This is a genomic window from Chenggangzhangella methanolivorans, from assembly GCF_019797865.1.
In the GTDB taxonomy this organism is placed as follows: Bacteria; Pseudomonadota; Alphaproteobacteria; order Rhizobiales; family Methylopilaceae; genus Methylopila; species Methylopila methanolivorans.
Window position 1 is genome coordinate 4,864,852 of the sequence record NZ_CP081869.1, and the last position, 19,455, is coordinate 4,884,306.

Sequence of the window (19,455 nt, forward strand, 5' to 3'; positions counted from 1 at the left end):
CGTCGCGCCTGGCGGATGCCCAGCTTTAGGCGCCGGCCGTTAAGGTGCGGCGGCATATGACGTGATGATGAAGCCCCTCCGCCGTTGGAGGGCGGCTTCGACCCGAAAGGGGTGACGAATGAGCAAGGTCGGCGGCGGCGACGCCAAGAACACCCTCTACTGCTCCTTCTGCGGCAAGAGCCAGCACGAGGTGCGCAAGCTCATCGCCGGGCCCACCGTCTTCATCTGCGACGAGTGCGTCGAGCTGTGCATGGACATCATCCGCGAGGAGAACAAATCCTCGCTGGTGAAGTCGCGTGACGGGATCCCGACCCCGAAGGAGATTCGGAAGGTTCTGGACGACTACGTGATCGGCCAGGACCACGCCAAGAAGGTCCTCTCGGTCGCGGTCCACAACCACTACAAGCGGCTCAACCACGCGACGAAGCACAACGACGTCGAGCTCGCGAAGTCCAACATCCTGCTGATCGGCCCGACCGGCTGCGGCAAGACGCTGCTCGCGCAGACGCTCGCCCGCATCCTCGACGTGCCGTTCACGATGGCGGACGCGACGACCCTCACCGAAGCCGGCTATGTCGGCGAGGACGTCGAGAACATCATCCTCAAGCTGCTGCAGTCGGCCGACTACAACGTCGAGCGGGCCCAGCGCGGCATCGTTTACATTGACGAGATCGACAAGATCAGCCGCAAGTCCGACAACCCGTCGATTACGCGCGACGTGTCGGGCGAGGGCGTGCAGCAGGCGCTCCTGAAGATCATGGAAGGCACCGTCGCCTCCGTGCCTCCGCAGGGCGGCCGCAAGCACCCGCAGCAGGAGTTCCTGCAGGTCGACACGACCAACATCCTGTTCATCTGCGGCGGCGCCTTCGCGGGGCTCGACAAGATCATCTCGGCCAAGGGGCAGGGCGCCTCGATCGGCTTCGGGGCCAAGGTGAAGTCGCCCGACGAGCGCAAGACCGGCGAGCTGTTCCGTCAGGTCGAGCCCGAGGATCTGCTGCGCTTTGGCCTGATCCCGGAGTTCGTCGGCCGTCTGCCGGTGCTCGCCACGCTCGAGGATCTCGACGAGGCGGCGCTCAAGACGATCCTGACCGAGCCCAAGAACGCGCTGGTGAAGCAGTATCAGCGGCTGTTCGAGATGGAGAACGTCGATCTCGCCTTCAACGAGGACGCGCTGAACGCCATCGCCAAGAAGGCGATCGAGCGCAAGACCGGCGCGCGCGGCCTGCGCTCGATCATGGAGCAGATCCTGCTCGACACCATGTTCGACCTGCCCGGCCTCGAGGGCGTCGAGCAGGTGGTGATCTCGGGCGACGTCGCCGACGGCAAGGGCCGCCCGCTCTACATCTACGCCGACCGCCAGAACGAGGCCGGCGCAAGCGCCTGACGCCTCTCGACGGCGAGCGAATCGGGAAAAGCCCGCGGCCACGGCCGCGGGCTTTTTTCATGCGGCCGGCGCGGGGGCTCTGGTCACTTGAGCGACAGCGCCGACGTCGGATTGCCCGAGCCGATGACGTTGTTTCCGAAGGAGCGCGCATTGGCGCCCGGGGCGACGTCGAGATCGATCGCGCCGAGGCCCGACAGGCGGCTGCCGTCGAGCAGCACGGCGCTGCCGGTCGCGACCTTGACCGCGGATCCGGTGGTGGCGTCCACGATGCTTTTCGAGATCGACACCTGATTGGCCGCCCCGTTGAGCCCGGCGACGTTCACGCCGTTGGGCGACTGGATGCTGCTGCTGTTGTTGATGATCACACGCGTGCCGGCGGGGCCGGCGACGTTGACGCCGTTCGATCATGCCGTCGCCGCGCGGACGGACGCGCCCGCCTCGTCGACAGCCGCGGCGGCTCAGACAACGTCGTATCGAGCATGCGTTTCGTCCGCAGATCTACCTATAAGCTCGGGCGCGTCGCGCGCCGGGGGAACCACAGGCCTTTCGGGCGAAACATTCTGTCCCATGGCGTGAGGCTGTCGCGTTCTTGACACGTCATGGGGTGGTGGCCACCTAATCGACATCCGGCCGCCCGCCCTCGTCGAGTCTTGGCGGGCCGGCCGCTCCCTCCGGGCGACGGACTAAGCGAGGCCTGCCAAGGCTCGCGCCACCGCCGCGCCGACCATGAGGCTCTTCCGCGCGCGTCCTCCCACGCACGGGCCGAGCCGGCGAAAGGATTGCCGAAATGACCGCCAAGTCGCGCTCTTCCGCAACGGCCGAAGTCCGCCCCGTCCTGCCGCTTCGCGACATCGTCGTCTTCCCGCACATGATCGTGCCGCTCTTCGTCGGGCGGGAGAAGTCGATCCGCGCTCTCGAAGAGGTGATGAAGGCCGACAAGCCGATCCTGCTCGCGACCCAAAAAAATTCGACCGACGACGATCCGACCGCCGACGCGATCTACGACGTCGGCACGCTCGCCTCGGTGCTCCAGCTGCTGAAGCTGCCCGACGGCACCGTAAAGGTGCTGGTCGAGGGGCAGTCGCGCGGCCGCGTGCTTGGCTACACCGACCGGACCGAGTTCTACGAGGCCGAGATCGAGCCGGTCGAGGACGAGATCGAGAAGCCCGTCGAGACCGAGGCGCTGGCGCGCTCCGTCGTCAGCGACTTCGAGAACTACGTAAAGCTGAACAAGAAGGTCTCGCCCGAAGTGGTGAGCGCCGTCAGCCAGATCGAGGAGCCCTCCAAGCTCGCCGACACGGTCGCCTCGCATCTTGCGGTCAAGATCCCCGAGAAGCAGAGCGTGCTCGAGATCACGGACGTGTTCGCGCGTCTGGAGAAGGTGCTGTCGCTGATGGAGAGCGAGGTCTCGGTCCTTCAGGTCGAGAAGCGCATCCGCACGCGCGTCAAGCGCCAGATGGAGAAGACGCAGCGCGAATACTACCTGAACGAGCAGATGAAGGCGATCCAGAAGGAGCTCGGCGACGACGACGGCCGGGACGATCTGGCCGAGCTCGAAGAGCGCATTGCCAAGACCAAGCTCACCAAGGAAGCGCGCGAGAAAGCCGACGCCGAGTTCAAGAAGCTGCGGCAGATGAGCCCGATGTCGGCCGAGGCCACCGTCGTGCGGAACTATCTCGACTGGCTGCTGTCGATCCCGTGGGGCGTGAAGTCCCGCGTGAAGAAGGACCTGCCGGCCGCCGAGGCGATCCTCGAGTCCGATCACTTCGGCCTCGAGAAGGTCAAGGAGCGCATCATCGAGTACCTGGCGGTCCAGAGCCGGGCCAACAAGCTCACGGGTCCGATCCTGTGCCTCGTCGGGCCTCCCGGCGTGGGCAAGACCTCGCTCGCCAAGTCGATCGCCAAGGCCACCGGCCGCGAATATGTCCGCATGTCGCTCGGCGGCGTGCGCGACGAGGCCGAGATCCGCGGCCATCGCCGGACCTATATCGGCTCGATGCCCGGCAAGGTCATCCAGTCGATGAAGAAGGCCAAGAAGGCCAACCCGCTCTTCCTGCTCGACGAGATCGACAAGATGGGCATGGACTTCCGCGGCGACCCGGCCTCTGCGCTGCTCGAGGTCTTGGACCCCGAGCAGAACCACACCTTCGCCGACCATTACCTCGAGGTCGACTACGACCTGTCGAGCGTGATGTTCGTGACGACGGCGAACACGCTGAACATCCCCGGCCCGCTGATGGACCGGATGGAGATCATCCGGATCGCCGGCTACACCGAGGAGGAGAAGGTCGAGATCGCGCGGCGGCACCTGCTGCCTGAGGTTCTCAAGAAGCATGGTCTGGCCGAGAAGGAGTTCTCGGTCGAGCCGGCCGCGCTCCTGACGGTGATCCGCCGCTACACCCGCGAGGCGGGCGTGCGCAATCTCGAGCGCGAGCTCGCCAACCTCGCCCGCAAGGCGGTCAAGGAGCTCGTGCTCGCCAAGTCGAAGAAGAAGTCGATCAAGGTCACCGAGGCCAAGCTCGCCGACTATCTCGGCGTGCCGCGCTATCGCTACGGCGAGATCGACTCCGAGGACCAGGTGGGCGTCGTCACGGGCCTCGCCTGGACCGAGGTCGGCGGCGAGCTGCTCACGATCGAAGGCGTCATGATGCCCGGCAAGGGCAAGATGACGGTGACGGGCAACCTGAAGGACGTGATGAAGGAATCGATCTCGGCGGCGGCGTCCTACGTCCGCTCGCGCGCGGTCGATTTCGGGATCGAGCCGCCTCAGTTCGACAAGCGCGACATCCACGTTCACGTGCCCGAAGGCGCGACGCCCAAGGACGGTCCCTCGGCGGGCGTGGCGATGGTGACGGCCATCACCTCGGTCATGACCGGCATCCCGGTCCGCAAGGACGTGGCGATGACGGGCGAGATCACGCTGCGGGGCAGGGTGCTGCCCATCGGCGGGCTGAAGGAGAAGCTGCTCGCGGCGGTCCGCGGCGGGATCAAGACGGTGTTGATCCCGGAAGAGAACGCCAAGGACCTCGCCGACATCTCCCAGTCGGTGAAGTCCAAGCTCGAGATCGTGCCCGTGCGCGTCATGGACGAGGTCCTGAGCCGCGCGCTGGTCCGTCGTCCCGAGCCGATCGAGTGGGACGAATCGCGGGCCGAACCGGCCGCGCTCAAGACGATCGAGGACGATCAGGCGGGCATGCGCGCCCACTGAGTCTTCAGGGATTTGGCGTCCCAAACCGGGACGTTTGGCGCCGAAATACCGCATTTGAGGCCCGGAGCCCCGCTCCGGGCCTCTTTTGCGTCGTCATCCACCGGGAATCCGTTCGAAAAAGAGAGAAAATCGCCGGTTCGTCCTTGCGCTTCCCGCGATTCCGTTAAAGGGTGCGCGCCTTATTCCTGCGGCCCCGCGACTCCGGTCGGGTCCCGTGGCTCTTACGGAGGACACTATGAACAAGTCTGATCTGATCGCCGACGTCGCCGACAAGTCCGGCCTCACCAAGCTCGACGCCGCCAAGGCGGTCGACGCGACCTTCGACGCGATCATCGCGACGCTGAAGAAGGGCGACGAGGTTCGCCTCGTCGGTTTCGGCACCTTCGCGGTCGTCAAGCGCGCAGCCGGCGTCGGCCGCAACCTGCGCACCGGCGAAACCATCAAGATCCCGGCGTCCAAGACCCCGAAGTTCAAGGCCGGCCAGGCCCTGAAGGACGCCGTCAACGGCTGAGGACGGGGTCGGGGGCCTGTCGGGCTCCCGGAACGTTCGCACGGATGACGGGCCGATAAGGCCCGGTCGTCGAAAAAGGGCGGAAGCGATCCCTCGCTTCCGCCCTTTTGCGTGCGGGGCGGCCCTGCTGCGGCGTCGAGGCCATATGGCCTTCCGCCGCGTTTTCTGCGAAGCAGACACGCGCGGCCGGGCGGTTAGCTCAGTTGGTAGAGCATCTCGTTTACACCGAGAGGGTCGGCGGTTCGAGCCCGTCACCGCCCACCACGGCGCTTCCAGGGAGCCTGCGACCGCCGCCGGCGGGCCAGCCCCCGAAATCGCCCCCGAAACGTTTCAGAGCGCCCTGTCGACGCTGAGCGGCAGGGAGGCGACCTCTCTGGCCTTCGACCGCGCCGCGCTCCGCCTCTCGCGCGGAGCGATGCGCTTGATCAGGCCCCGATGTTCGACATGCGGCTCTCAGCACTGGGCCGACACATAGAAGACGAGGCTCGTCAGAGACGCGTTTCCCCCAAAGAGGGTATAGGTCTGAACAGTGATCGTGTTTCCGTTCGCCGAGGCGGATGCGAGGTATGGGCCTCCTGCAATCGTGGCCTGGACGACGCAGTCCGTGACGTCCCGGTCGACGACGATGTTGTAAAAGCCGGCGGTGATCCGCTGCGTCGACACGATCCGGGTCGTCGCCCGATATGCGGTCCCGTTGGAATCCATATAGGCCGCGATCTGGGGGGCGTAGTAGCCGACGACGTCGGCGATGGCGTGGGCGTATCGCTTGGAATAGATCGCCATCCGTCCGTCGCCCAGGCCGACGATGGGGTTTCCGGTCGCGGTCGCGGTCTGTGGATATGCGAGCGCGATGACGCCGGGGTTCGGGGTTCCGGCCGCAAAGGCCGTGAAGAAGCCGGCCGAGGACGCGTTCGAGGCTCTCAGCAAAATGGCGACCGACGTCGCCGAGGCCGGAACGCCGCAACCGCCTGCCTTGCCGCCCTGCGTCTCGAAGCCGGCTGCGCCCGTCACCTGGAAGGTTCGGGTCTGAAGCCCCTGTATGGCGCCGCCTGCGCCGGCCTCCGCGGTGTTCAGCAGCCGGCAGGGCGCGACGGGGACGAAGACCTGCTCCATCGGCGTCGGGGTCGGCACGCCCACGACTGGAAGCGGCGGAGCCGCCTCCGCGCTCGGCTCCGGACGGCGGTCTTTTCCGTTGTTGTTGGGCGCAGCCTGGGCCAGCGCTCCTGAGACCGCAAGGAGCAACGCCGCGACGTAAGCCGCAGTGATCTTTAGCCTGCTTCGCATTGCGCTTCTTTCTTCAGATCGGCGTTTGAAGCCGAAGCCTAAAGCGCGACGCTGAAGCGCAATATCTGTGGAAGTACGTAGATCGGGATCGGGCCGGATTTGGCGGCGGACCGAGCGCCGCCCCGGCGAGCGTGCGTGCCGGAGAGAAACCGTCGGGCGCGAGGCGAGGCCGGATGACGGCGCGGCGGCGACGCCCAGGACGTCGCCGCCGTACAATCGCTGATGACGTCACAGACGTCTGCGGCTCAAATGGCGCTCAGCACTTCGCTGAGACGTTGTGATAAAGATCGATAGGACTCGCTGTGCCGTTGCTTATCGACCAAGTCTGAACATAAATACTGTTGCCGGACGGGTAGGCGCTGGCATAGTAATATCCGCCATCGATATTCACGTGAACCGAACAGAGTTGCAGGTTTCGGTCTGTTTCGATCTGATAGGAGCCCGTTCCGAGCTTGACGGCGCGAGGATGCGCGTCGTGGCGGCGTAAGCGGTGCCGTCGTAGTTCATGTAGACTTGGATCTGAGGCGCATAGTAGCCGACGACGTCAGCGATGGCGTGGGCATACCGCTTCGAATAGATCGACATCATCCCGCCGTTCCCGAGGGCGACAATGGGATTGCCGGTCACGGTCGTGTTCTGCGGATAGGCGAGGGCGATCACGCCGGGGTTCGGAGTTCCGGCCGCGAACGCGGTGAAGAAACCGGACGACGACCCGTTCGAGGCCCTCAGCACGATGGCGACCGACGTCGCGGAGGCCGGCACCCCGCAGCCTGCGCTGTTCCCGCCCTGCGCCCCGAAGCCGCTCGAACCCGTCACTTGGAAGGTGCGGGTCTGAAGCCCCTGGATGGCGCCGCCGGCGCCGGCCTCTGCAGTGTTGAGCAGACGGCATGGCGTGACGGGCACGAACACCTGCTCCATCGGGGCCGGCATCGGCGCGCCGGTGACGGGCAAAGGCGGCGCCGCTTTCGCGCTCTGAGGGGCAAGGCCGCCCCGCCCGACATTGTTCGGCGCGGACTGGGCGAACGCGCCGTCGACCGCGAAGAGCAGGGTGAGGACGCAAGCGGCGCTGATTTTCATTTTATTGCGCATGCCAACCACCTTGAGCGTTGGGGACAAGCCGTCAGCATAAGTTGCGCAATATTGTCTTTATATACGTGGGAATACGTAAACCAGCGGTAATGGATTGTTGCGTCTCTCTTGTGATCAATTGAATTCTAGGGTGCCGTCAGGATTATGGTCAGTATCAGTGACGTGTTATTTTGGCGTAAGTCGATAAGCGTGCGCGCTGACTTTTCGTTTTCATGTCGAACACACGAGGTCGGCGCAGGGGAGCCGTGAGGCGGCGGCGCCGATCGCCCGCAAGCGCCTGCGCCGGCACGACTTACGGATGTAAGGAAAGCGATTTCCACGGCCGCCGAGAGCCATCTTTCGCGATGCGTCGAAGGCCGCTTGACACGCCCCGGCGGCTCCCGTACCAACCGGCCTCTCTCCGGGGCCGAGCCCCGGTTCGGGGGTGTAGCTCAGTCGGTTAGAGCGCCGGCCTGTCACGCCGGAGGCCGCGGGTTCGAGTCCCGTCACTCCCGCCAACGTCTTCTTGGGTTCCCGGTGACAGCGGGGCCCAAAGTTCAAACTCTCCCAGCCAGCAAGTTCAGACTTTTTGAGCCCGTTCCGTTCCGGCGGCGGGCTTTAGGCGTTGCCGTCGCGGCGTTTGATGCGGCCCTTGATGCGCGCCTTGGCGACGTCGCGGAGCGGCGCGAGCTCGATCGGCGCATAGGTCTCGAAAAGCTGATTCGAATTCGACAGCGTGTTGCCCATCGCGCGGCTGAGCTTCTCGGCCGTCGTGTCGCCGGCGATCGCCTCGACGGCGCCGGATCGGCGCATGTCGCTCATCTTGCGATTCTCGGCCGCGCCGAACACCGCCGTGCGGACCTCGCGGAAATCCTCGGCGAGCTTGTCCTTCGTGAAGGGCCGCGACGGCCAGGGTCGGCCGCCGGCCTTGCCCGTCGGCTCGGCGCGGGTGCGGAAGATCTCCGCGTCGGGGTGAAGCTCGAAACCGAGGCTCGCCATATAGGCGTCGAGGATCGCGGTCGCGCGGCGGCTCAGGACGGCGCCCACGGGCGTTTCGGTCTTTTCGCGGGCGGTGACGAAGAACGTCCCGCCGAAGCCGTCCACGCGCCGCTGCGAGCGCTTGAGCTGGCGGACGTCGACCGGCGACATCTGCGTGTCCCACATGACGGCTAGGGCGGCGGCGAGGCCGCAATGGCCCATGCGCCACGAGGCCTTCACGAGGCGCACCGCCTCGCCATGAGACCATGTGTCCGCGCGGCCTTTCGCGGCGCTGTTGCGGACGCCGAGCGAAGGGTCGGCGTCGCGCTCGCATAGCTTCATCGCGGCCATGACCTTCCAGAGCGCGCGCCAGATCTTCATCGCGCGGTGGGCTTCGCGCAGGCCGTGCTTCTCCTCGACGAAGACGCGCCAGGCGTCCATCTGCTCGAAGCGGATCGAGGAGGGGCGCACGTCGCCGAAGAACGGCTTGATGCGCATCCATCCGCGCCACCAGTCGTCGCGGGTCGCGGGCTTCTTGACCGCGCTCCACTGGCTGGTCTTGCGATAGCGCGTGAACGCCCACCCGACCGTGTTCGGCGGCCAGACGATCGCGCTCTCGGCCTGGTCGCGCGTCACCCTAGCGTCGAGATGAGCGGTCGGCGGCTGCTCGCGGCCGGTGCGGACCGCCTCCCATTTGGAGGCCCAGAGCTTGGCGACCGTCCATGCGTCCGGCCCGTCCTTGCCGCAGGATACGAGCTTGAAGCCGAGCGCGCGCATCTTGGCGGTCGGCTGCCAATAGCCCCGGCCCTTGATGACGGCGTAGTAGGGGATCTTGACGTTACCCACGCCGCGCCGCCTCCAGCCGCGCCATCACGACGTCATCAGCGTCGCGCGCGCTGGCGGGGGCGGTCAAGCCAATGGCGAAGAGATGCGGGTTCCGACGCTTGCGCCAGGCGTCGATCGCCTCGAGGTCGTAGTTTCCGGTCGTCGGGTCCGCCGGGGGAAAGCCGCGGGAGAGCAACTTCGGCAGAAGCGTCTCAAAATCGGCGAGCGTGAGGCCCATGCGCCGCGCCGCCTTCTCGGCCGGCACGTCGCCCGGATCGACCCGATAGCGCATGACTGCCGCGGCGCTCATACGCTGGGCTCCGGATAGGCGTCGTGGATCACGCCGTCGAGCGTGCGGCCGGCTGCCTTCTTGCCGACGCGTTCGATGAAAGCCGCGCCGGCTTCTGGATAGAGCTCCTCGCGGCGCGCGACGTGGGGATGCCCGGCCAGGCATCGCCAGCCGGACCGGGGATTGCCGGCGGCCTGTTCGGGCGTCGACGGCGCCCATTCGCCCCACTGCTTGAAAAGGAAGGGCACGCCGGCGGCGGCGCAGCGATCGCGCAAGGAGCGGGCCCAGTCGGGGTGCATTGGCCTTGCTCCAGGGCCGCTCTCGCCTCCTGTCACGACCCAGCGGAGGCCGGGGCCTATCATTGTGGCGGCCGCCCGCACCAACGCGTCAAGCGCAGGAGAGCGAACGTTGTCCGGGTGGTGATGAACCTCGGGGATTGCTGCGCTCGGGTCGACCGGCCCGAGCAGCGGCTCGGCCGACCACCAGGTGAGCCACCCCGCCTTCGCGAGCGGTTTTACCGCCGTCCATCGCTCGTCGAACCGCTCCTGATCCTCGGCGCTAAAACCGAGCCAGACGTTGGGGAGAGGCGCGTGGCCAATCACGGTTTTCAGATCGAGCAGGACGTCGGCGAGAACCGCGACCCGGGATCTGAATCCCTTCGATCGACGCCGTGACGAGATCGTTTCGGGCGTTGAGCGCGCGGACATAGTTGCGCATCCGTTTCGGCCGCTTGGTGAGCAGCTGGAACACATGCTGCGGGCAGAGCGCCATGACGGCGAAGACGCGGTCGAGCATCTCGTCGGTGACGAAGTCGGCGAAGAGGTCGGTCATGGAGCCGACGAAGATCTTGCGCGGGCGCCGCCATTTGAGCGGCGCGGCGAGCGCGCGTTCGTCAACGAAGATATCGACGTCGCCGCGGTGGCCGGGCTTGTAGGGCAGGCCGGTGCCAAGCCGGCGGTTCATCGGCTCGGCGTAGCATTTGGCGCAGCCGGGCGAGACCTTCTCGCAGTGCCAGCCGGTCTTCATCTCCGCGAGATCGCCGGGCTCGGCGCCGGGCAACTTGACGGCGCGCACGGCCCGGATCGGGTTCCAGCTGGCGTCGGTCCACTCGATCGAGGTGCGGTCAGCCATGGGCGGCCTCCGGCATCTGCTCGTCAATTTTCTCTTTGAGCGTCTCGTAAGTGGTGGGCGTGACATAGAGTTGGTCGGCAAGCAAAACGCCGCCGCCGTCTTCAACGACGGCCGTTTCTTGCGTGAGTGGATCCGTGATCTTGGTGCCGGGCTCGACCTTGTTGATCCGGACACCGTTGTAGAAGCCGAACCCAAGGCCATAAAAGTTGAGGAAGCCGTAGCTCTTCTGGTCAGACATTGGGCGGATCCTGCATCATCTCTTCCGAGATCCACAGCATCGCCGCCGCAACCGACCTGAACCGAAGCGGTTCGCGCGGATGAGGGCGGTGCGGATTCCACCGCTCGTCAAACACGACGACAGCGCCCGGTTCGCCACGGATGCGGAACGCGCGTTCGCGCGCCTCGCCCTCAGTCTCCGACGTGCTGCTGCCGGGGTTCGCCTCAAGCCAGGCTCTGATCCGTCCAGGACATTGACGGGCTGACACGTCCCAGTGGCCAGAGTTGCGCCGATAGACGGTGAAGCCTCGAGGAAAGAAGGGCTGCGCGGCGTCGAAGTAATGCTTCTCGAGCGTGTGCTCGCGCGCGCGCCGCTGCGCTGCGTTCAGCTTCTCGTCGATGGTCAGGTCGCTCACCGCCGTCCTCCGGCGCGGGCCTTGAGGTCCGCCGCGACGCCGGCGGCGACCTCTTCGGCCCATTGGGCGTCGCTCGGCGGGGCGGGCTCGGCCGGCAGCGCCGGCCAGCCGAGATAGTCGGCCTCGGCGGCGCGCAACGCGCGGCGGCCGAGTTCGGCCTCGCGGTCCGGTTCGACCCGAACAGCGTGCGGTCCTTCAGGGTGAGCGACATGCGCGGGTCAGACATGGTCGACCCCGTCGAAGTCGTCGTCTTCGGGCGCGGGCAACGTCAGTCGCGAAGGCGACCGATAGGGCCGGTTCTGGCGCATCACCGTCGCCTCGTCGGTGAGCGTGAACGAGAAGATCGAGGCCCCGCCGTAAAAGTGCGTGCGCCAGCCGTTCGCGGTCGGGTCGCCGTCGACCGGCACGTCGATCCGCAGGAGCTTGGCGCCGAAGCGCTCTTCCTCGCGCGTTCGTCCGGCATGGCTGCGATGGCCGAAGATCTCGACCAGCGCCCAATCCCAGCCTTCTTCTTCCACGCCCTCGGTCACAGGTTCTGCCATTGTCAGCCTCTCTCGTGGACCCACGCGGCGCGGCGACCGCGCGGCGTCTTGAAGACGGAGTCCCGTTCCTGGCCGGTGGTCTCCCGCCGCACATGCAGGCCGAGCTCGAAGGTTTCGGAACGCGTGCGATCGGGGATTCCGACGCCCGCAAGGACGTTGCTCGCGACGGTCTCGGCGCGGGAGCGGTCGGCTTGGGTCCAACTGGACACCGGCTTCGGACGGCGGTGAGCCGGTCCCAAAGGACCACGCTCGCGTGCCAGAGGGGCGCGCCGCCGAAGAACCGCTCACTCCATGCCGACGTTGAGCGTCAGCATCACGCTGGCGTCGTCGAAGGGCGCAGGCAGCCGCCAACCAAACGCCGTGTTGGCGCACTCCTCCGGCGCGAAGCACGGATTGCGGCGGGCGAGCTTCTGCTGATGTTCGAGGGTCATCGGACCTCCGGGCGGTCGCCGACCTTCGCCAGCGCCTGGCGGGCGCTTGCGCTCTGTCGGTCGTAGGTTTCGAGGAAGGTTTGGGCCGCGCGATAGATCGGCGTGAGGATCTGCTCGGTCGCGCGGCGCTCGGACGAGTTGAAGAGCGTCGGGTCGAGGATCGCGCCGACGCTGTCCATGCTGCGCTGCTCGGCGAAGAACCGGTCGAGCGTGTCGCGATGCTCGCGGATCAAGCCGGCGACGACGCCGAGGGTGACGTTGAGGCCCCGCAGGGCCTCGGTCGCTTCGGCGGGTCATCGCGCCGACTCCCCGCGCAGCTCGGCGAGCGTCGGCAACAGGATCGGCTCGAAGCCCCGGGCCTGGTTGACGAGGCTGTCGGCGAAGCCGGCCCACCGGTCGTTCGTGCGGCCATGGATCGCCTTCTCCATGTGGTCGGCGCAGCGCTTGAGCAGCAGGACCGCGCGCAGCAGCTCCTCGCGCTCCTCCTCGGTCGAGTCCTCGACCACGCCGCCCGTTTCGATCGAGCCGTTCATGCGCGCGGCGAGCGCCTTGCGATCGGCCTCGCCAAGCCGCTCGACGGCGTAAGCGAGATGGGCCCGGAGGTTCTCGTTCTCGCGGTCGCAGAGGTCGTAATCGTCCTTCGAATAGACCTTCTCGCCGTCGGGCGAGACGACGCGCGGATGCTCGAGCATGAAGGCGAGGCTTTCGGTCAGGTCCTTCATGACCCGCCGCGCCGCGGCCTTCTCCCAGACGTGGCCGGCGAGAAGCTTGCGGGCCTCCTCGACGAGGATGTCGTAGCGCGACGTCATGCGGCGGCTCCCGCGTGAATACGGTCGGCGGCCTTGCGCAGCGCGGCGACGATCGGCGCGTCGGGGTCGAGATCGGCGAGGACGATGTCGAGCGCGGCGCCAGAGCTTCCCAGCCAGAGCTGGCCGCGGCGGGCGTTCATCACGGCTGTCGTGGCGTCGCCGTCGAAGTCCTCCGCGGGCACGCGCTTCAGCGCCTCCGCAAGCGTGATGGCTGGGCCGGGCTCGTGCGACGGCCGGTCGATCGATGCGCCGTCGGACTTCACGCCGCGCGTGAGCTGGAAGCCAAAGGCCTCGAACCGCTCAAGCGTTTCGGGCGACTTCAGCGTCAGCGCGTGGATCAGGAAGGCGATCGTCTTGGCGAGGTCCTGCGCCTCATGGGCGCCGCCGTCCTTGTGCTTGGCGCGGAAGAGATATTGCGCGGCCTGCGTCTCCCAGCGGTCGAGCTCGAAGGCGTCGATCACCTGGGCGAGCTCGAAGCCGCCGCGGCGGTAGTGCGAGGGCGAGTTGACCGCCGAGTTCACGCCGCGCGCTCCTGGCCGGCGAGCGCCGCGACGAGGTTCTTGACCAGCGCCCTGTGCTTCATGCTGAGCGCCGCGACGTCGCGGATCAGCGCCGGGTCGCTCGCGACCAGAGTGAAAATGACGGCGTCGCTTCCGTCCTTGGCCGCGGTTTCGGCGTCCCCGTAGAACCATTCGATCGGGCGGCCGCAGCTTCGCGCGATCGCAGTCAACCTGCTCGGGCCGCAGCGGTTCACGCCCTTTTCGTATTTCTGCAGCTGCTGGAACGTGACGCCGATCTCGGCGGCAAGCTTCTCCTGAGAGAACCGGAGAGCTTGCGGGCGACGCGGATGCGCGCGCCAAGCGCGACGTCGACGGGGTCGGCGACGAGGCCGCTCGGCTTGGCGACGATGGGGCGGGCGAGGGTCTGCAGCATGGCTCAAAAGCCCTTCACGAGGGTGAGGCGCGGCGCCGGGCGGCGGAGCGCGAAGACGGACGGATGCGGAGCGGAGGCCGCGAGCCGCGGCCGGGCCGCGGGCGCCTGACAAGCGCAGGGCGCGAAGGTGACTTCGCCGGCCTCGCGGACAAGGCGGGCGCCGAGGCCGTCGCAGGATCGGCAGACGAAACGCTCAGACATGCGCGACCTCCCCATGCGCGCGCCAAATGCGGGCCGGGGCGAGGCCCGCGGCGGCTACATGGACTGGGTGCATGGCGCGCAGGATGGCGCGGCGCAGCGCGTTGCGGGGCCGCGGGGTCGAGTGGCCGAGCGCGGCCCGGATCTCGGCCGCGGAGCGGCGGGCGAGCGGCGCGAGGTCGAGACGCGGAAGGGCGGCGACCTCGTCAAGCGCGAGCGCGGCGCTCACGGCGGCGAAGCGTTGGCCCTCACGGGCGGCGCGCAGGCCCTCGGCCGCGGCGTTGACCGCAAGCGCCGCAAGGGCGTCGCAGCCCACAGCGCCGGCGCCAACGGGCGTGATCGCCGCGCTCACGCGTCGAGCCTCCGGGCCTCGCGGCGCAGGCGCGCCAGCACGGTCTCGCGGTGCTCGGCGATCTCGGCCTTGGTGAAGCCGGCGAGCTCGAGGTCGCTCTCGTGCAGCTCGCCGCGGCGGAAGATCGCCGTGCGGGCGGCCTCGACCATGTCGGCGAGGGTGACGGCGGGGGAGCCGGGCGCGCGGACTTCCTTGGCGCGCGGCGCAGGCGACAGGCAGAGAGACATCGGCGGCTCCATCAGCGGTTGATGGAGCCATTTATACACATGCGTATAAGGGTGGCAATCAGAAAATACGCAAACGTATTATCTGATGGCGGAGTCGACGCTCATACGGGCTGCGCGTGCCTCGCTCTCCCGGCGGCGATCGTCCTCTTCTTGCCAAGCCGTTCGCGGTAATGGCGCGCGGCGGCTGCTGATGGCCGCCGATCTCCACCATGTCGGACGGCGCCACGAACATGAGGGCGCCCACACCGAAAAGCACCATTCCGCCGATCCAGACCAGCGCAAGGGCCGCGATGAAGCTGCTTGTTCCGACGCCGACGCCGGCGCTTGTCGTGCTGATCAGCCGTAGCCAAGTCTCGGCCATGAGCCATGCGAAACCGATGAAGCCCCAGGCCATGAAGAGGCTGGCGAAGATGGTCCGCCCTGCGCCCCATCCCGGCTTGATCACGTATCTCCGCCCGCTCTCCGCCACGCCCGGCCCCCCGTTGGCCTACATCAACAGCGTCGTCAGCTTCACTCGTCCGACGATTTTGGGGCTCAACCCCTGATCAGCATACAGCGTCGGATGCTCGAACGTCGAGACGGGCTCCCAGCGATCGGGGTTTGGTCGAAATCGCTTATAGGACGCTTCGCCGTCCTCGGTCGCCACCACGTAGCAAGCGTTCGCGACAAGCGTCCGATCCTTGCGGTTGACGAAGATGATCGACTCGGGCGGCGAAATTCGATCCATCGACGTGCCGTCCGCTCAGCGCGATCCAGTCGCCTTTGGATCGAGACCCATGGCGTAGGCCAGCGGATGATCGTCGCCGTCGAGCACGGCGTCGGGGATCGCGAGGCCGGAGGCGCTCACCCACGAGATGAGCGGCGCGGCGACGACGAGCTTCGACGCCAGTTCTATCGCGGCCGCCATCTTGTCCTCGCCGCGCAGCCTTTGCTCTAGCGCGCGGATCCTGTCCCGCTTCTCGCCGAGGGGTCGCTGCCGGCCAGCCACCGGGAGACCGTCGCCTGCGTGGCCTCGAGCTCAACGGCCAGGCGATCCTGCTTCCAGCCGGTTTCCTTCAGAATCCAGTTGAGTGTTTGGCGCACGTCCATGCTCTCGACATACGTATGGGAATAACTGCCGTCCAATACGCTCGCGCATATTCCGCTTGTCGGAGTTGATACGAATGCGTATAAGGATCGGCCATGAACGTAATCTCGGCCATCCGGAAACGCCTCGCGTGTCGCAGTCCGATCTCGCAGTGATTGCGGGGACGACGCAGGCGACCGTGTCGCGTTGGGAGCGGAGATCTTCATCCTGATCTTCCGCAGATGGCGGCGATCCGAGAGCGGCGCAGGGGCGCGACGTCGAGTGGGACGACGCCTGGTTTTTTACGCCTGCGCCCGCGCCTCGACCGAGGCCGCGGCATGACCCCGTTTTCCGAGGCCCGTGAGGGCGTGCCTGGCGTTTCCTCCCTCACTTGCGGGCGGGGCTTCGGCCCCGCCCGTCTTTCGCCTCGTCGTCACCGCGCAACCCTCCGTGTCGCCAAGGTTGTGGCGCCGCAGGGGGCGCCCGTCACTGAGCAAACGCAAAAGGATTGCGCATGACCGGCGCGCGCCAGCTCCCCGAGCGCGACTACCTTGCGCTGAAGGCCGAAACCCGCGCGCTCGTGAAGCGCTGCGGCGGCCAGGAGGCGGCGGCCGCCTCCACCCGCGTCAGCCACCAGGCGCTGTCGCGCTACGGCGCTCTGGAAGACGCGCCGAACTTCGCGCCGATCGACGTCGTCGCCGACCTCGAGGCCGAGATCGGCGAGCCCGTGGTCTCGCGCGCGCTCGCCGGACTGCTCGGCTTCACCCTCGTCAAGGTGGAGGCCGGCGCGCAGCTCACGCCCGCGCAGCGCTTCGCCCGGGTGATGAAGGAGACCCACGAGGTCAACGCCGCCTTCGCCGACGCGCTGTCCGACGGGGCGATCGACGAGGCCGAGCGCCGCGCGATCACCCGCGAGGCCCGCGACGCGATCGGCGAGCTCGAGCGCCTCATCGTCGCGCTCAATCTGGACGCGCCGCAATGACCCCGCGCGAGGCCGGGCTGCGCGCCCGCGAGATGATTGCGGCCGAGCGCGAGCGCCAGGTCGCGGGCGAAGGCTATTCGGCCGCGCACGACGATCGGCATCGCAACGGCTCGCTGCTCGCGGCCGCGCGCATCTATCTCCACCACGGGACCGACGGGCCCGCGCCGCTTGGGCCGGACGGGCAGGCGCTCGTTTGGCCGTGGGAGCCCGATAGCTTCAAGCCGCGCGACCGGATCTCGAACCTCGTGCGCGCCGGCGCGCTCTGCAAGGCCGAGATCGCGCGGCGCGTGCGCGCCGGGATCTCGACGGTGCCGGCCCATCACAAGCTGCAGGCGGCGATGGCCGAGCTCGCGCTCGCGCTGCGGGCCGCGGAGCCTTCGGCGTGAGCGCGGCATCTGACATTTCGAACGGCGCGCTGGAGCGTTCGCCGGAGACGGCGGCGAGGACGGGGATGGGGATCGCCAGCCTCGCCGCCGTCGCCCCTGCGGATCTCGCGCCCCTGCTGCGCGGCGAGGCGCGCGCCTGCGACGGCGCCGCGCTCGTCCTCGCACGCCGCCTCGGCCTGCCGCCGCTCGGCGTGCTCGCCGCCCTTCCACAAGCGCGGGCGCTCGCCCGCCAGAACGCCGGAGCCTGATGATGACGTCACGTCCGATCCGAAACTTTCTCGAACTGGTCGGCATCCTGCAGCGCGGCGTCGTCGCCGAGAAGCTCAACGAAGCGCTCGCGACGACGGTCGAGACGCTTCAGGCGCTGCCGGGCGGCAAGGGCAAGGCCGTCATCACGCTCACGGTCGAGGTCGCGTGCGATCAGGACCGGATCGACGTGCTGCCCGCGATCAAGTGCAAGCTGCCAGAGGACAAAGCCTTCGCCCGGACGCCGTTCTGGGCGTTCGAAGGCGCGCTGTCCACGCAGCATCCAAGCCAGATGGACATGTGGGGCGCGCCCCGAGACGCGACGGCGCCGCGCGCTGAGCCCGCCGCCGACCGCGCCTGATTGCGCGCTCGTCCTCCGCTTCCCCTGAGAGAAAGGAGCGCCCGATGGCGCAGAGAACGGAACTGCCCGACGACCTTCCGAAGACCGCCTCGGCGGTCGAAGCCATCGCCAAGCTGGCGCAGGCGGCCGACCACGCCCAGCTGCTGACCATCCCGACCGACGGCCTTGGTCCTGGCCTGCCGCCGGCGGTCCCGACCCTCTACGAGCCGCGCTCGCAGCGCCTCACCTCGCTGCGGCCGACGATCGAGGAGTTTCGGCAGGAGCCGCGGGCCCGCGAGGGCAAGGCGCTGGTGCTGACGCTCGCCTCGTTCATCGCGCTGATGAACCGGCACAAGGACGAGGACAGCGCGATCTTCGCTGAAACGCGTTGGCCGACCCCCAAGCTCACCGGCGTGGTCGACTATCACAAGCAGGACCACGCGCCGCGCCACGGCCGGCACACGGTCGTCTACGAGTTCCCGATCACCGAGGAGCTCAAGGCGTGGCAGGCCAATGACGGCGTGGCTATGGGTCAGCGCGAGTTCGCGGCCTTTCTCGAGGAGCACGCGGCCGAGCTCTCCGCCCCGTTCGATGGCGAGCGGCAGGAGTTCGAGGGCCTGTTCAAGGAGACCTTCGGCACGCCGTCCGAAGTTCTCGCGCTGTCGCGGGACCTCGAAGTGTATGTCGGCCAGCGTGTGAAGCGGCAGGAGCGGCTGTCCTCGGGCGAGCGTACGGTCGAGTTCGCAGAAGAGCACCCAGAACGGCAACGGCCAGAAGGTCACAATTCCGGGCATCTTTATGGTGGCTGTGCCGGCCTTCGTGGACGGCGAGGCGGTCCGCATTCCCGCTCGGCTGCGCTACCGTCTCGGCGGCGGCGACATCAAGTGGTTCTACCAGCTTTATCGCTGGGAATTCTGGCTGCGCGAGCAGGTTCAGAACGACCTTGAGCGGGCGGGCAAAGAAACGGCCCTGCCGACCTTCGAGGGCGTGCCCGAAGCCCGTTTGACGGGTCTCTGACCATGTCGGCGGCCGAGGGCTTTTCCGCCGGTCAACGCGCCAAGCTCGGCGCGCTGACCGAGAGGCTGGCGCCGAACGACGCGGCGGCGCGGGCGGTGTGCCTCGCCGACGGGATCGGCGTGCGCCACCTCGCCCGCGCGATCGCGCGGCGGGCGCTCTCGGCCGACCCGCATCTCGCGCTCTGCGCCGTGCTGAAGGTCGACCCCGTGACCCTCGCGCCGCTCCGCGAGCTCGCCCGGCCGCCGCGCGCGGTCGCCGGGCCTGTCGCCTGGTGGCACCTCGCCGTCGGCCTCGTGATCAAGCGCGAGGTCGACCGTATCGCGATCCGCGACGCGGCGGCCCGCGTCGCGCTCTCGCCCGCCACCTTCGTGCGCGCCGAGCAGGGGCGGGCGGTCTCGACCGACGCGTTCTTCCGGCTCTGCGGCTTCCTCGATCTCCACCCGCATGACGCGACCGCGCGCGCGGGCGCCGACCCTCACGAGGTCGCGGCCGCGAATGTCGCCGTCACTAGCCATGTGCGGACCGCAGCGGCTGCGGGGCTGGGTTGTTTCACGGGAGACATTCGGTGAAACACGTTGATATCGCACAACTTTTCAAAAACGCGGCAGGGCTGGCC

Annotated in this window: 34 protein-coding genes, 2 tRNA genes and 1 pseudogene; 12 read left to right on the forward strand and 25 right to left on the reverse strand. The window is 67.8% G+C overall.

Annotated features, from left to right (window positions below):
* The first annotated feature begins 118 nt into the window (after nucleotides 1–118).
* Complete coding sequence (clpX, locus tag K6K41_RS25560; RefSeq protein ID WP_261402848.1) at nucleotides 119–1,384, forward strand: ATP-dependent Clp protease ATP-binding subunit ClpX; 1,266 nt, start codon at nucleotides 119–121, stop codon at nucleotides 1,382–1,384.
* 83 nt (nucleotides 1,385–1,467) lie between these two features.
* On the opposite strand, the gene K6K41_RS25565 is transcribed toward clpX, so the two are convergent.
* Entirely contained in the window at nucleotides 1,468–1,749 is a 282-nt protein-coding gene (locus K6K41_RS25565) for a hypothetical protein (RefSeq protein WP_261402849.1), read from the reverse strand.
* A gap of 422 nt (nucleotides 1,750–2,171) precedes the next feature.
* Here K6K41_RS25565 and lon point away from each other — a divergent pair, with 422 nt between their 5' ends.
* From lon to K6K41_RS25580, 3 genes are all read left to right on the forward strand, one after another.
* Nucleotides 2,172–4,592, forward strand: a complete 2,421-nt coding sequence (lon, locus tag K6K41_RS25570) for an endopeptidase La (protein WP_261402850.1) — start codon at nucleotides 2,172–2,174, stop codon at nucleotides 4,590–4,592.
* Between the two features lie 235 nt (nucleotides 4,593–4,827).
* Nucleotides 4,828–5,103, forward strand: a complete 276-nt coding sequence (locus K6K41_RS25575) for an HU family DNA-binding protein (protein ID WP_261402851.1) — start codon at nucleotides 4,828–4,830, stop codon at nucleotides 5,101–5,103.
* A 188-nt stretch (nucleotides 5,104–5,291) separates the two neighbouring features.
* Nucleotides 5,292–5,367 (forward strand) — tRNA-Val (locus K6K41_RS25580).
* Between the two features lie 189 nt (nucleotides 5,368–5,556).
* Here the strand turns inward: K6K41_RS25580 and K6K41_RS25585 are convergent.
* On the reverse strand, nucleotides 5,557–6,387 hold the full coding sequence (locus tag K6K41_RS25585; protein WP_261402852.1) for a hypothetical protein: 831 nt from the start codon (nucleotides 6,385–6,387) through the stop codon (nucleotides 5,557–5,559).
* Nucleotides 6,388–6,774: 387 nt separating this feature from the next.
* On the reverse strand, nucleotides 6,775–7,464 hold the full coding sequence (locus tag K6K41_RS25590; protein ID WP_261402853.1) for a hypothetical protein: 690 nt from the start codon (nucleotides 7,462–7,464) through the stop codon (nucleotides 6,775–6,777).
* A gap of 432 nt (nucleotides 7,465–7,896) precedes the next feature.
* On the opposite strand from K6K41_RS25590, the gene K6K41_RS25595 reads away from it, so the two are divergent.
* A tRNA-Asp gene (locus tag K6K41_RS25595) sits at nucleotides 7,897–7,973 on the forward strand.
* A gap of 100 nt (nucleotides 7,974–8,073) precedes the next feature.
* On the opposite strand, the gene K6K41_RS25600 is transcribed toward K6K41_RS25595, so the two are convergent.
* The 22 genes from K6K41_RS25600 to K6K41_RS25705 all read right to left on the reverse strand — a co-directional run bounded on the left by K6K41_RS25600 (nucleotide 8,074) and on the right by K6K41_RS25705 (nucleotide 15,891).
* On the reverse strand, nucleotides 8,074–9,279 hold the full coding sequence (locus K6K41_RS25600) for a hypothetical protein (RefSeq protein WP_261402854.1): 1,206 nt from the start codon (nucleotides 9,277–9,279) through the stop codon (nucleotides 8,074–8,076).
* A complete protein-coding gene (locus K6K41_RS25605; RefSeq protein WP_261402855.1) occupies nucleotides 9,272–9,568 on the reverse strand; it encodes a hypothetical protein in 297 nt (98 codons plus the stop codon). The genes K6K41_RS25600 and K6K41_RS25605 overlap by 8 nt, the downstream gene beginning before the upstream one ends.
* Entirely contained in the window at nucleotides 9,565–10,149 is a 585-nt protein-coding gene (locus tag K6K41_RS25610) for a phage Gp37/Gp68 family protein (protein ID WP_261402856.1), read from the reverse strand. The genes K6K41_RS25605 and K6K41_RS25610 overlap by 4 nt, the downstream gene beginning before the upstream one ends.
* Nucleotides 10,106–10,678: a phage Gp37/Gp68 family protein gene (locus K6K41_RS25615; protein WP_261402857.1), complete on the reverse strand. Its 573-nt coding sequence runs from the start codon at nucleotides 10,676–10,678 to the stop codon at nucleotides 10,106–10,108. The genes K6K41_RS25610 and K6K41_RS25615 overlap by 44 nt, the downstream gene beginning before the upstream one ends.
* Entirely contained in the window at nucleotides 10,671–10,916 is a 246-nt protein-coding gene (locus K6K41_RS25620; RefSeq protein ID WP_261402858.1) for a hypothetical protein, read from the reverse strand. The genes K6K41_RS25615 and K6K41_RS25620 overlap by 8 nt, the downstream gene beginning before the upstream one ends.
* Entirely contained in the window at nucleotides 10,909–11,310 is a 402-nt protein-coding gene (locus K6K41_RS25625) for a hypothetical protein (RefSeq protein WP_261402859.1), read from the reverse strand. Before K6K41_RS25625 ends, K6K41_RS25620 begins: the two co-directional genes overlap by 8 nt.
* Nucleotides 11,307–11,447: a hypothetical protein gene (locus K6K41_RS25630; protein WP_261402860.1), complete on the reverse strand. Its 141-nt coding sequence runs from the start codon at nucleotides 11,445–11,447 to the stop codon at nucleotides 11,307–11,309. The genes K6K41_RS25625 and K6K41_RS25630 overlap by 4 nt, the downstream gene beginning before the upstream one ends.
* 81 nt (nucleotides 11,448–11,528) lie before the next feature.
* On the reverse strand, nucleotides 11,529–11,852 hold the full coding sequence (locus K6K41_RS25635; RefSeq protein ID WP_261402861.1) for a hypothetical protein: 324 nt from the start codon (nucleotides 11,850–11,852) through the stop codon (nucleotides 11,529–11,531).
* Between the two features lie 2 nt (nucleotides 11,853–11,854).
* On the reverse strand, nucleotides 11,855–12,061 hold the full coding sequence (locus K6K41_RS25640; RefSeq protein WP_261402862.1) for a hypothetical protein: 207 nt from the start codon (nucleotides 12,059–12,061) through the stop codon (nucleotides 11,855–11,857).
* A gap of 75 nt (nucleotides 12,062–12,136) precedes the next feature.
* On the reverse strand, nucleotides 12,137–12,283 hold the full coding sequence (locus K6K41_RS25645) for a hypothetical protein (RefSeq protein ID WP_261402863.1): 147 nt from the start codon (nucleotides 12,281–12,283) through the stop codon (nucleotides 12,137–12,139).
* Nucleotides 12,280–12,516, reverse strand: coding sequence for a hypothetical protein (locus K6K41_RS25650; RefSeq protein WP_261402864.1), 237 nt, complete (start codon nucleotides 12,514–12,516; stop codon nucleotides 12,280–12,282). Before K6K41_RS25650 ends, K6K41_RS25645 begins: the two co-directional genes overlap by 4 nt.
* A gap of 60 nt (nucleotides 12,517–12,576) precedes the next feature.
* A complete protein-coding gene (locus K6K41_RS25655) occupies nucleotides 12,577–13,092 on the reverse strand; it encodes a hypothetical protein (RefSeq protein WP_261402865.1) in 516 nt (171 codons plus the stop codon).
* Nucleotides 13,089–13,613 (reverse strand): DUF3310 domain-containing protein, encoded by a 525-nt coding sequence (locus K6K41_RS25660; RefSeq protein WP_261402866.1) that lies wholly within the window; start codon nucleotides 13,611–13,613, stop codon nucleotides 13,089–13,091. The genes K6K41_RS25655 and K6K41_RS25660 overlap by 4 nt, the downstream gene beginning before the upstream one ends.
* Nucleotides 13,610–13,888 (reverse strand): helix-turn-helix domain-containing protein, encoded by a 279-nt coding sequence (locus tag K6K41_RS25665; protein WP_428978616.1) that lies wholly within the window; start codon nucleotides 13,886–13,888, stop codon nucleotides 13,610–13,612. Before K6K41_RS25665 ends, K6K41_RS25660 begins: the two co-directional genes overlap by 4 nt.
* Complete coding sequence (locus K6K41_RS25670) at nucleotides 13,843–14,025, reverse strand: hypothetical protein (protein ID WP_261402868.1); 183 nt, start codon at nucleotides 14,023–14,025, stop codon at nucleotides 13,843–13,845. Before K6K41_RS25670 ends, K6K41_RS25665 begins: the two co-directional genes overlap by 46 nt.
* 3 nt (nucleotides 14,026–14,028) lie before the next feature.
* A complete protein-coding gene (locus K6K41_RS25675; protein ID WP_261402869.1) occupies nucleotides 14,029–14,226 on the reverse strand; it encodes a hypothetical protein in 198 nt (65 codons plus the stop codon).
* Nucleotides 14,219–14,575 carry a hypothetical protein gene (locus K6K41_RS25680; RefSeq protein ID WP_261402870.1) on the reverse strand — a complete coding sequence of 119 codons (357 nt, stop codon included), beginning with the start codon at nucleotides 14,573–14,575 and terminating at the stop codon, nucleotides 14,219–14,221. Before K6K41_RS25680 ends, K6K41_RS25675 begins: the two co-directional genes overlap by 8 nt.
* Nucleotides 14,572–14,802: a hypothetical protein gene (locus K6K41_RS25685; protein WP_261402871.1), complete on the reverse strand. Its 231-nt coding sequence runs from the start codon at nucleotides 14,800–14,802 to the stop codon at nucleotides 14,572–14,574. Before K6K41_RS25685 ends, K6K41_RS25680 begins: the two co-directional genes overlap by 4 nt.
* Nucleotides 14,803–14,860: 58 nt before the next feature.
* Complete coding sequence (locus K6K41_RS25690) at nucleotides 14,861–15,247, reverse strand: hypothetical protein (protein ID WP_261402872.1); 387 nt, start codon at nucleotides 15,245–15,247, stop codon at nucleotides 14,861–14,863.
* A gap of 42 nt (nucleotides 15,248–15,289) precedes the next feature.
* Nucleotides 15,290–15,529, reverse strand: a complete 240-nt coding sequence (locus K6K41_RS25695; RefSeq protein WP_261402873.1) for a hypothetical protein — start codon at nucleotides 15,527–15,529, stop codon at nucleotides 15,290–15,292.
* 15 nt (nucleotides 15,530–15,544) lie between these two features.
* On the reverse strand, nucleotides 15,545–15,709 hold the full coding sequence (locus K6K41_RS25700; RefSeq protein ID WP_261402874.1) for a hypothetical protein: 165 nt from the start codon (nucleotides 15,707–15,709) through the stop codon (nucleotides 15,545–15,547).
* 26 nt (nucleotides 15,710–15,735) lie between these two features.
* Complete coding sequence (locus K6K41_RS25705) at nucleotides 15,736–15,891, reverse strand: hypothetical protein (RefSeq protein ID WP_261402875.1); 156 nt, start codon at nucleotides 15,889–15,891, stop codon at nucleotides 15,736–15,738.
* A 491-nt stretch (nucleotides 15,892–16,382) separates the two neighbouring features.
* Here K6K41_RS25705 and K6K41_RS25710 point away from each other — a divergent pair, with 491 nt between their 5' ends.
* From K6K41_RS25710 to K6K41_RS25735, 7 genes and pseudogenes are all read left to right on the forward strand, one after another.
* Nucleotides 16,383–16,850: a phage regulatory CII family protein gene (locus K6K41_RS25710; protein WP_261402876.1), complete on the forward strand. Its 468-nt coding sequence runs from the start codon at nucleotides 16,383–16,385 to the stop codon at nucleotides 16,848–16,850.
* Nucleotides 16,847–17,236, forward strand: coding sequence for a hypothetical protein (locus K6K41_RS25715; RefSeq protein ID WP_261402877.1), 390 nt, complete (start codon nucleotides 16,847–16,849; stop codon nucleotides 17,234–17,236). The genes K6K41_RS25710 and K6K41_RS25715 overlap by 4 nt, the downstream gene beginning before the upstream one ends.
* Complete coding sequence (locus K6K41_RS25720) at nucleotides 17,233–17,484, forward strand: hypothetical protein (RefSeq protein ID WP_261402878.1); 252 nt, start codon at nucleotides 17,233–17,235, stop codon at nucleotides 17,482–17,484. The genes K6K41_RS25715 and K6K41_RS25720 overlap by 4 nt, the downstream gene beginning before the upstream one ends.
* Before the next feature lie 2 nt (nucleotides 17,485–17,486).
* The gene (locus K6K41_RS25725) at nucleotides 17,487–17,843 is read left to right on the forward strand and encodes a hypothetical protein (protein ID WP_261402879.1); all 357 of its coding nucleotides are present in this window, start codon (nucleotides 17,487–17,489) and stop codon (nucleotides 17,841–17,843) included.
* Between the two features lie 44 nt (nucleotides 17,844–17,887).
* Nucleotides 17,888–18,499: pseudogene (locus K6K41_RS25730) on the forward strand (DUF2303 family protein); the annotation flags it as partial.
* 121 nt (nucleotides 18,500–18,620) lie between these two features.
* Nucleotides 18,621–18,839: a hypothetical protein gene (locus tag K6K41_RS30855; protein WP_428978554.1), complete on the forward strand. Its 219-nt coding sequence runs from the start codon at nucleotides 18,621–18,623 to the stop codon at nucleotides 18,837–18,839.
* A 2-nt stretch (nucleotides 18,840–18,841) separates the two neighbouring features.
* Nucleotides 18,842–19,408, forward strand: coding sequence for a hypothetical protein (locus K6K41_RS25735; RefSeq protein WP_261402881.1), 567 nt, complete (start codon nucleotides 18,842–18,844; stop codon nucleotides 19,406–19,408).
* The last annotated feature ends 47 nt before the right edge of the window (nucleotides 19,409–19,455 follow it).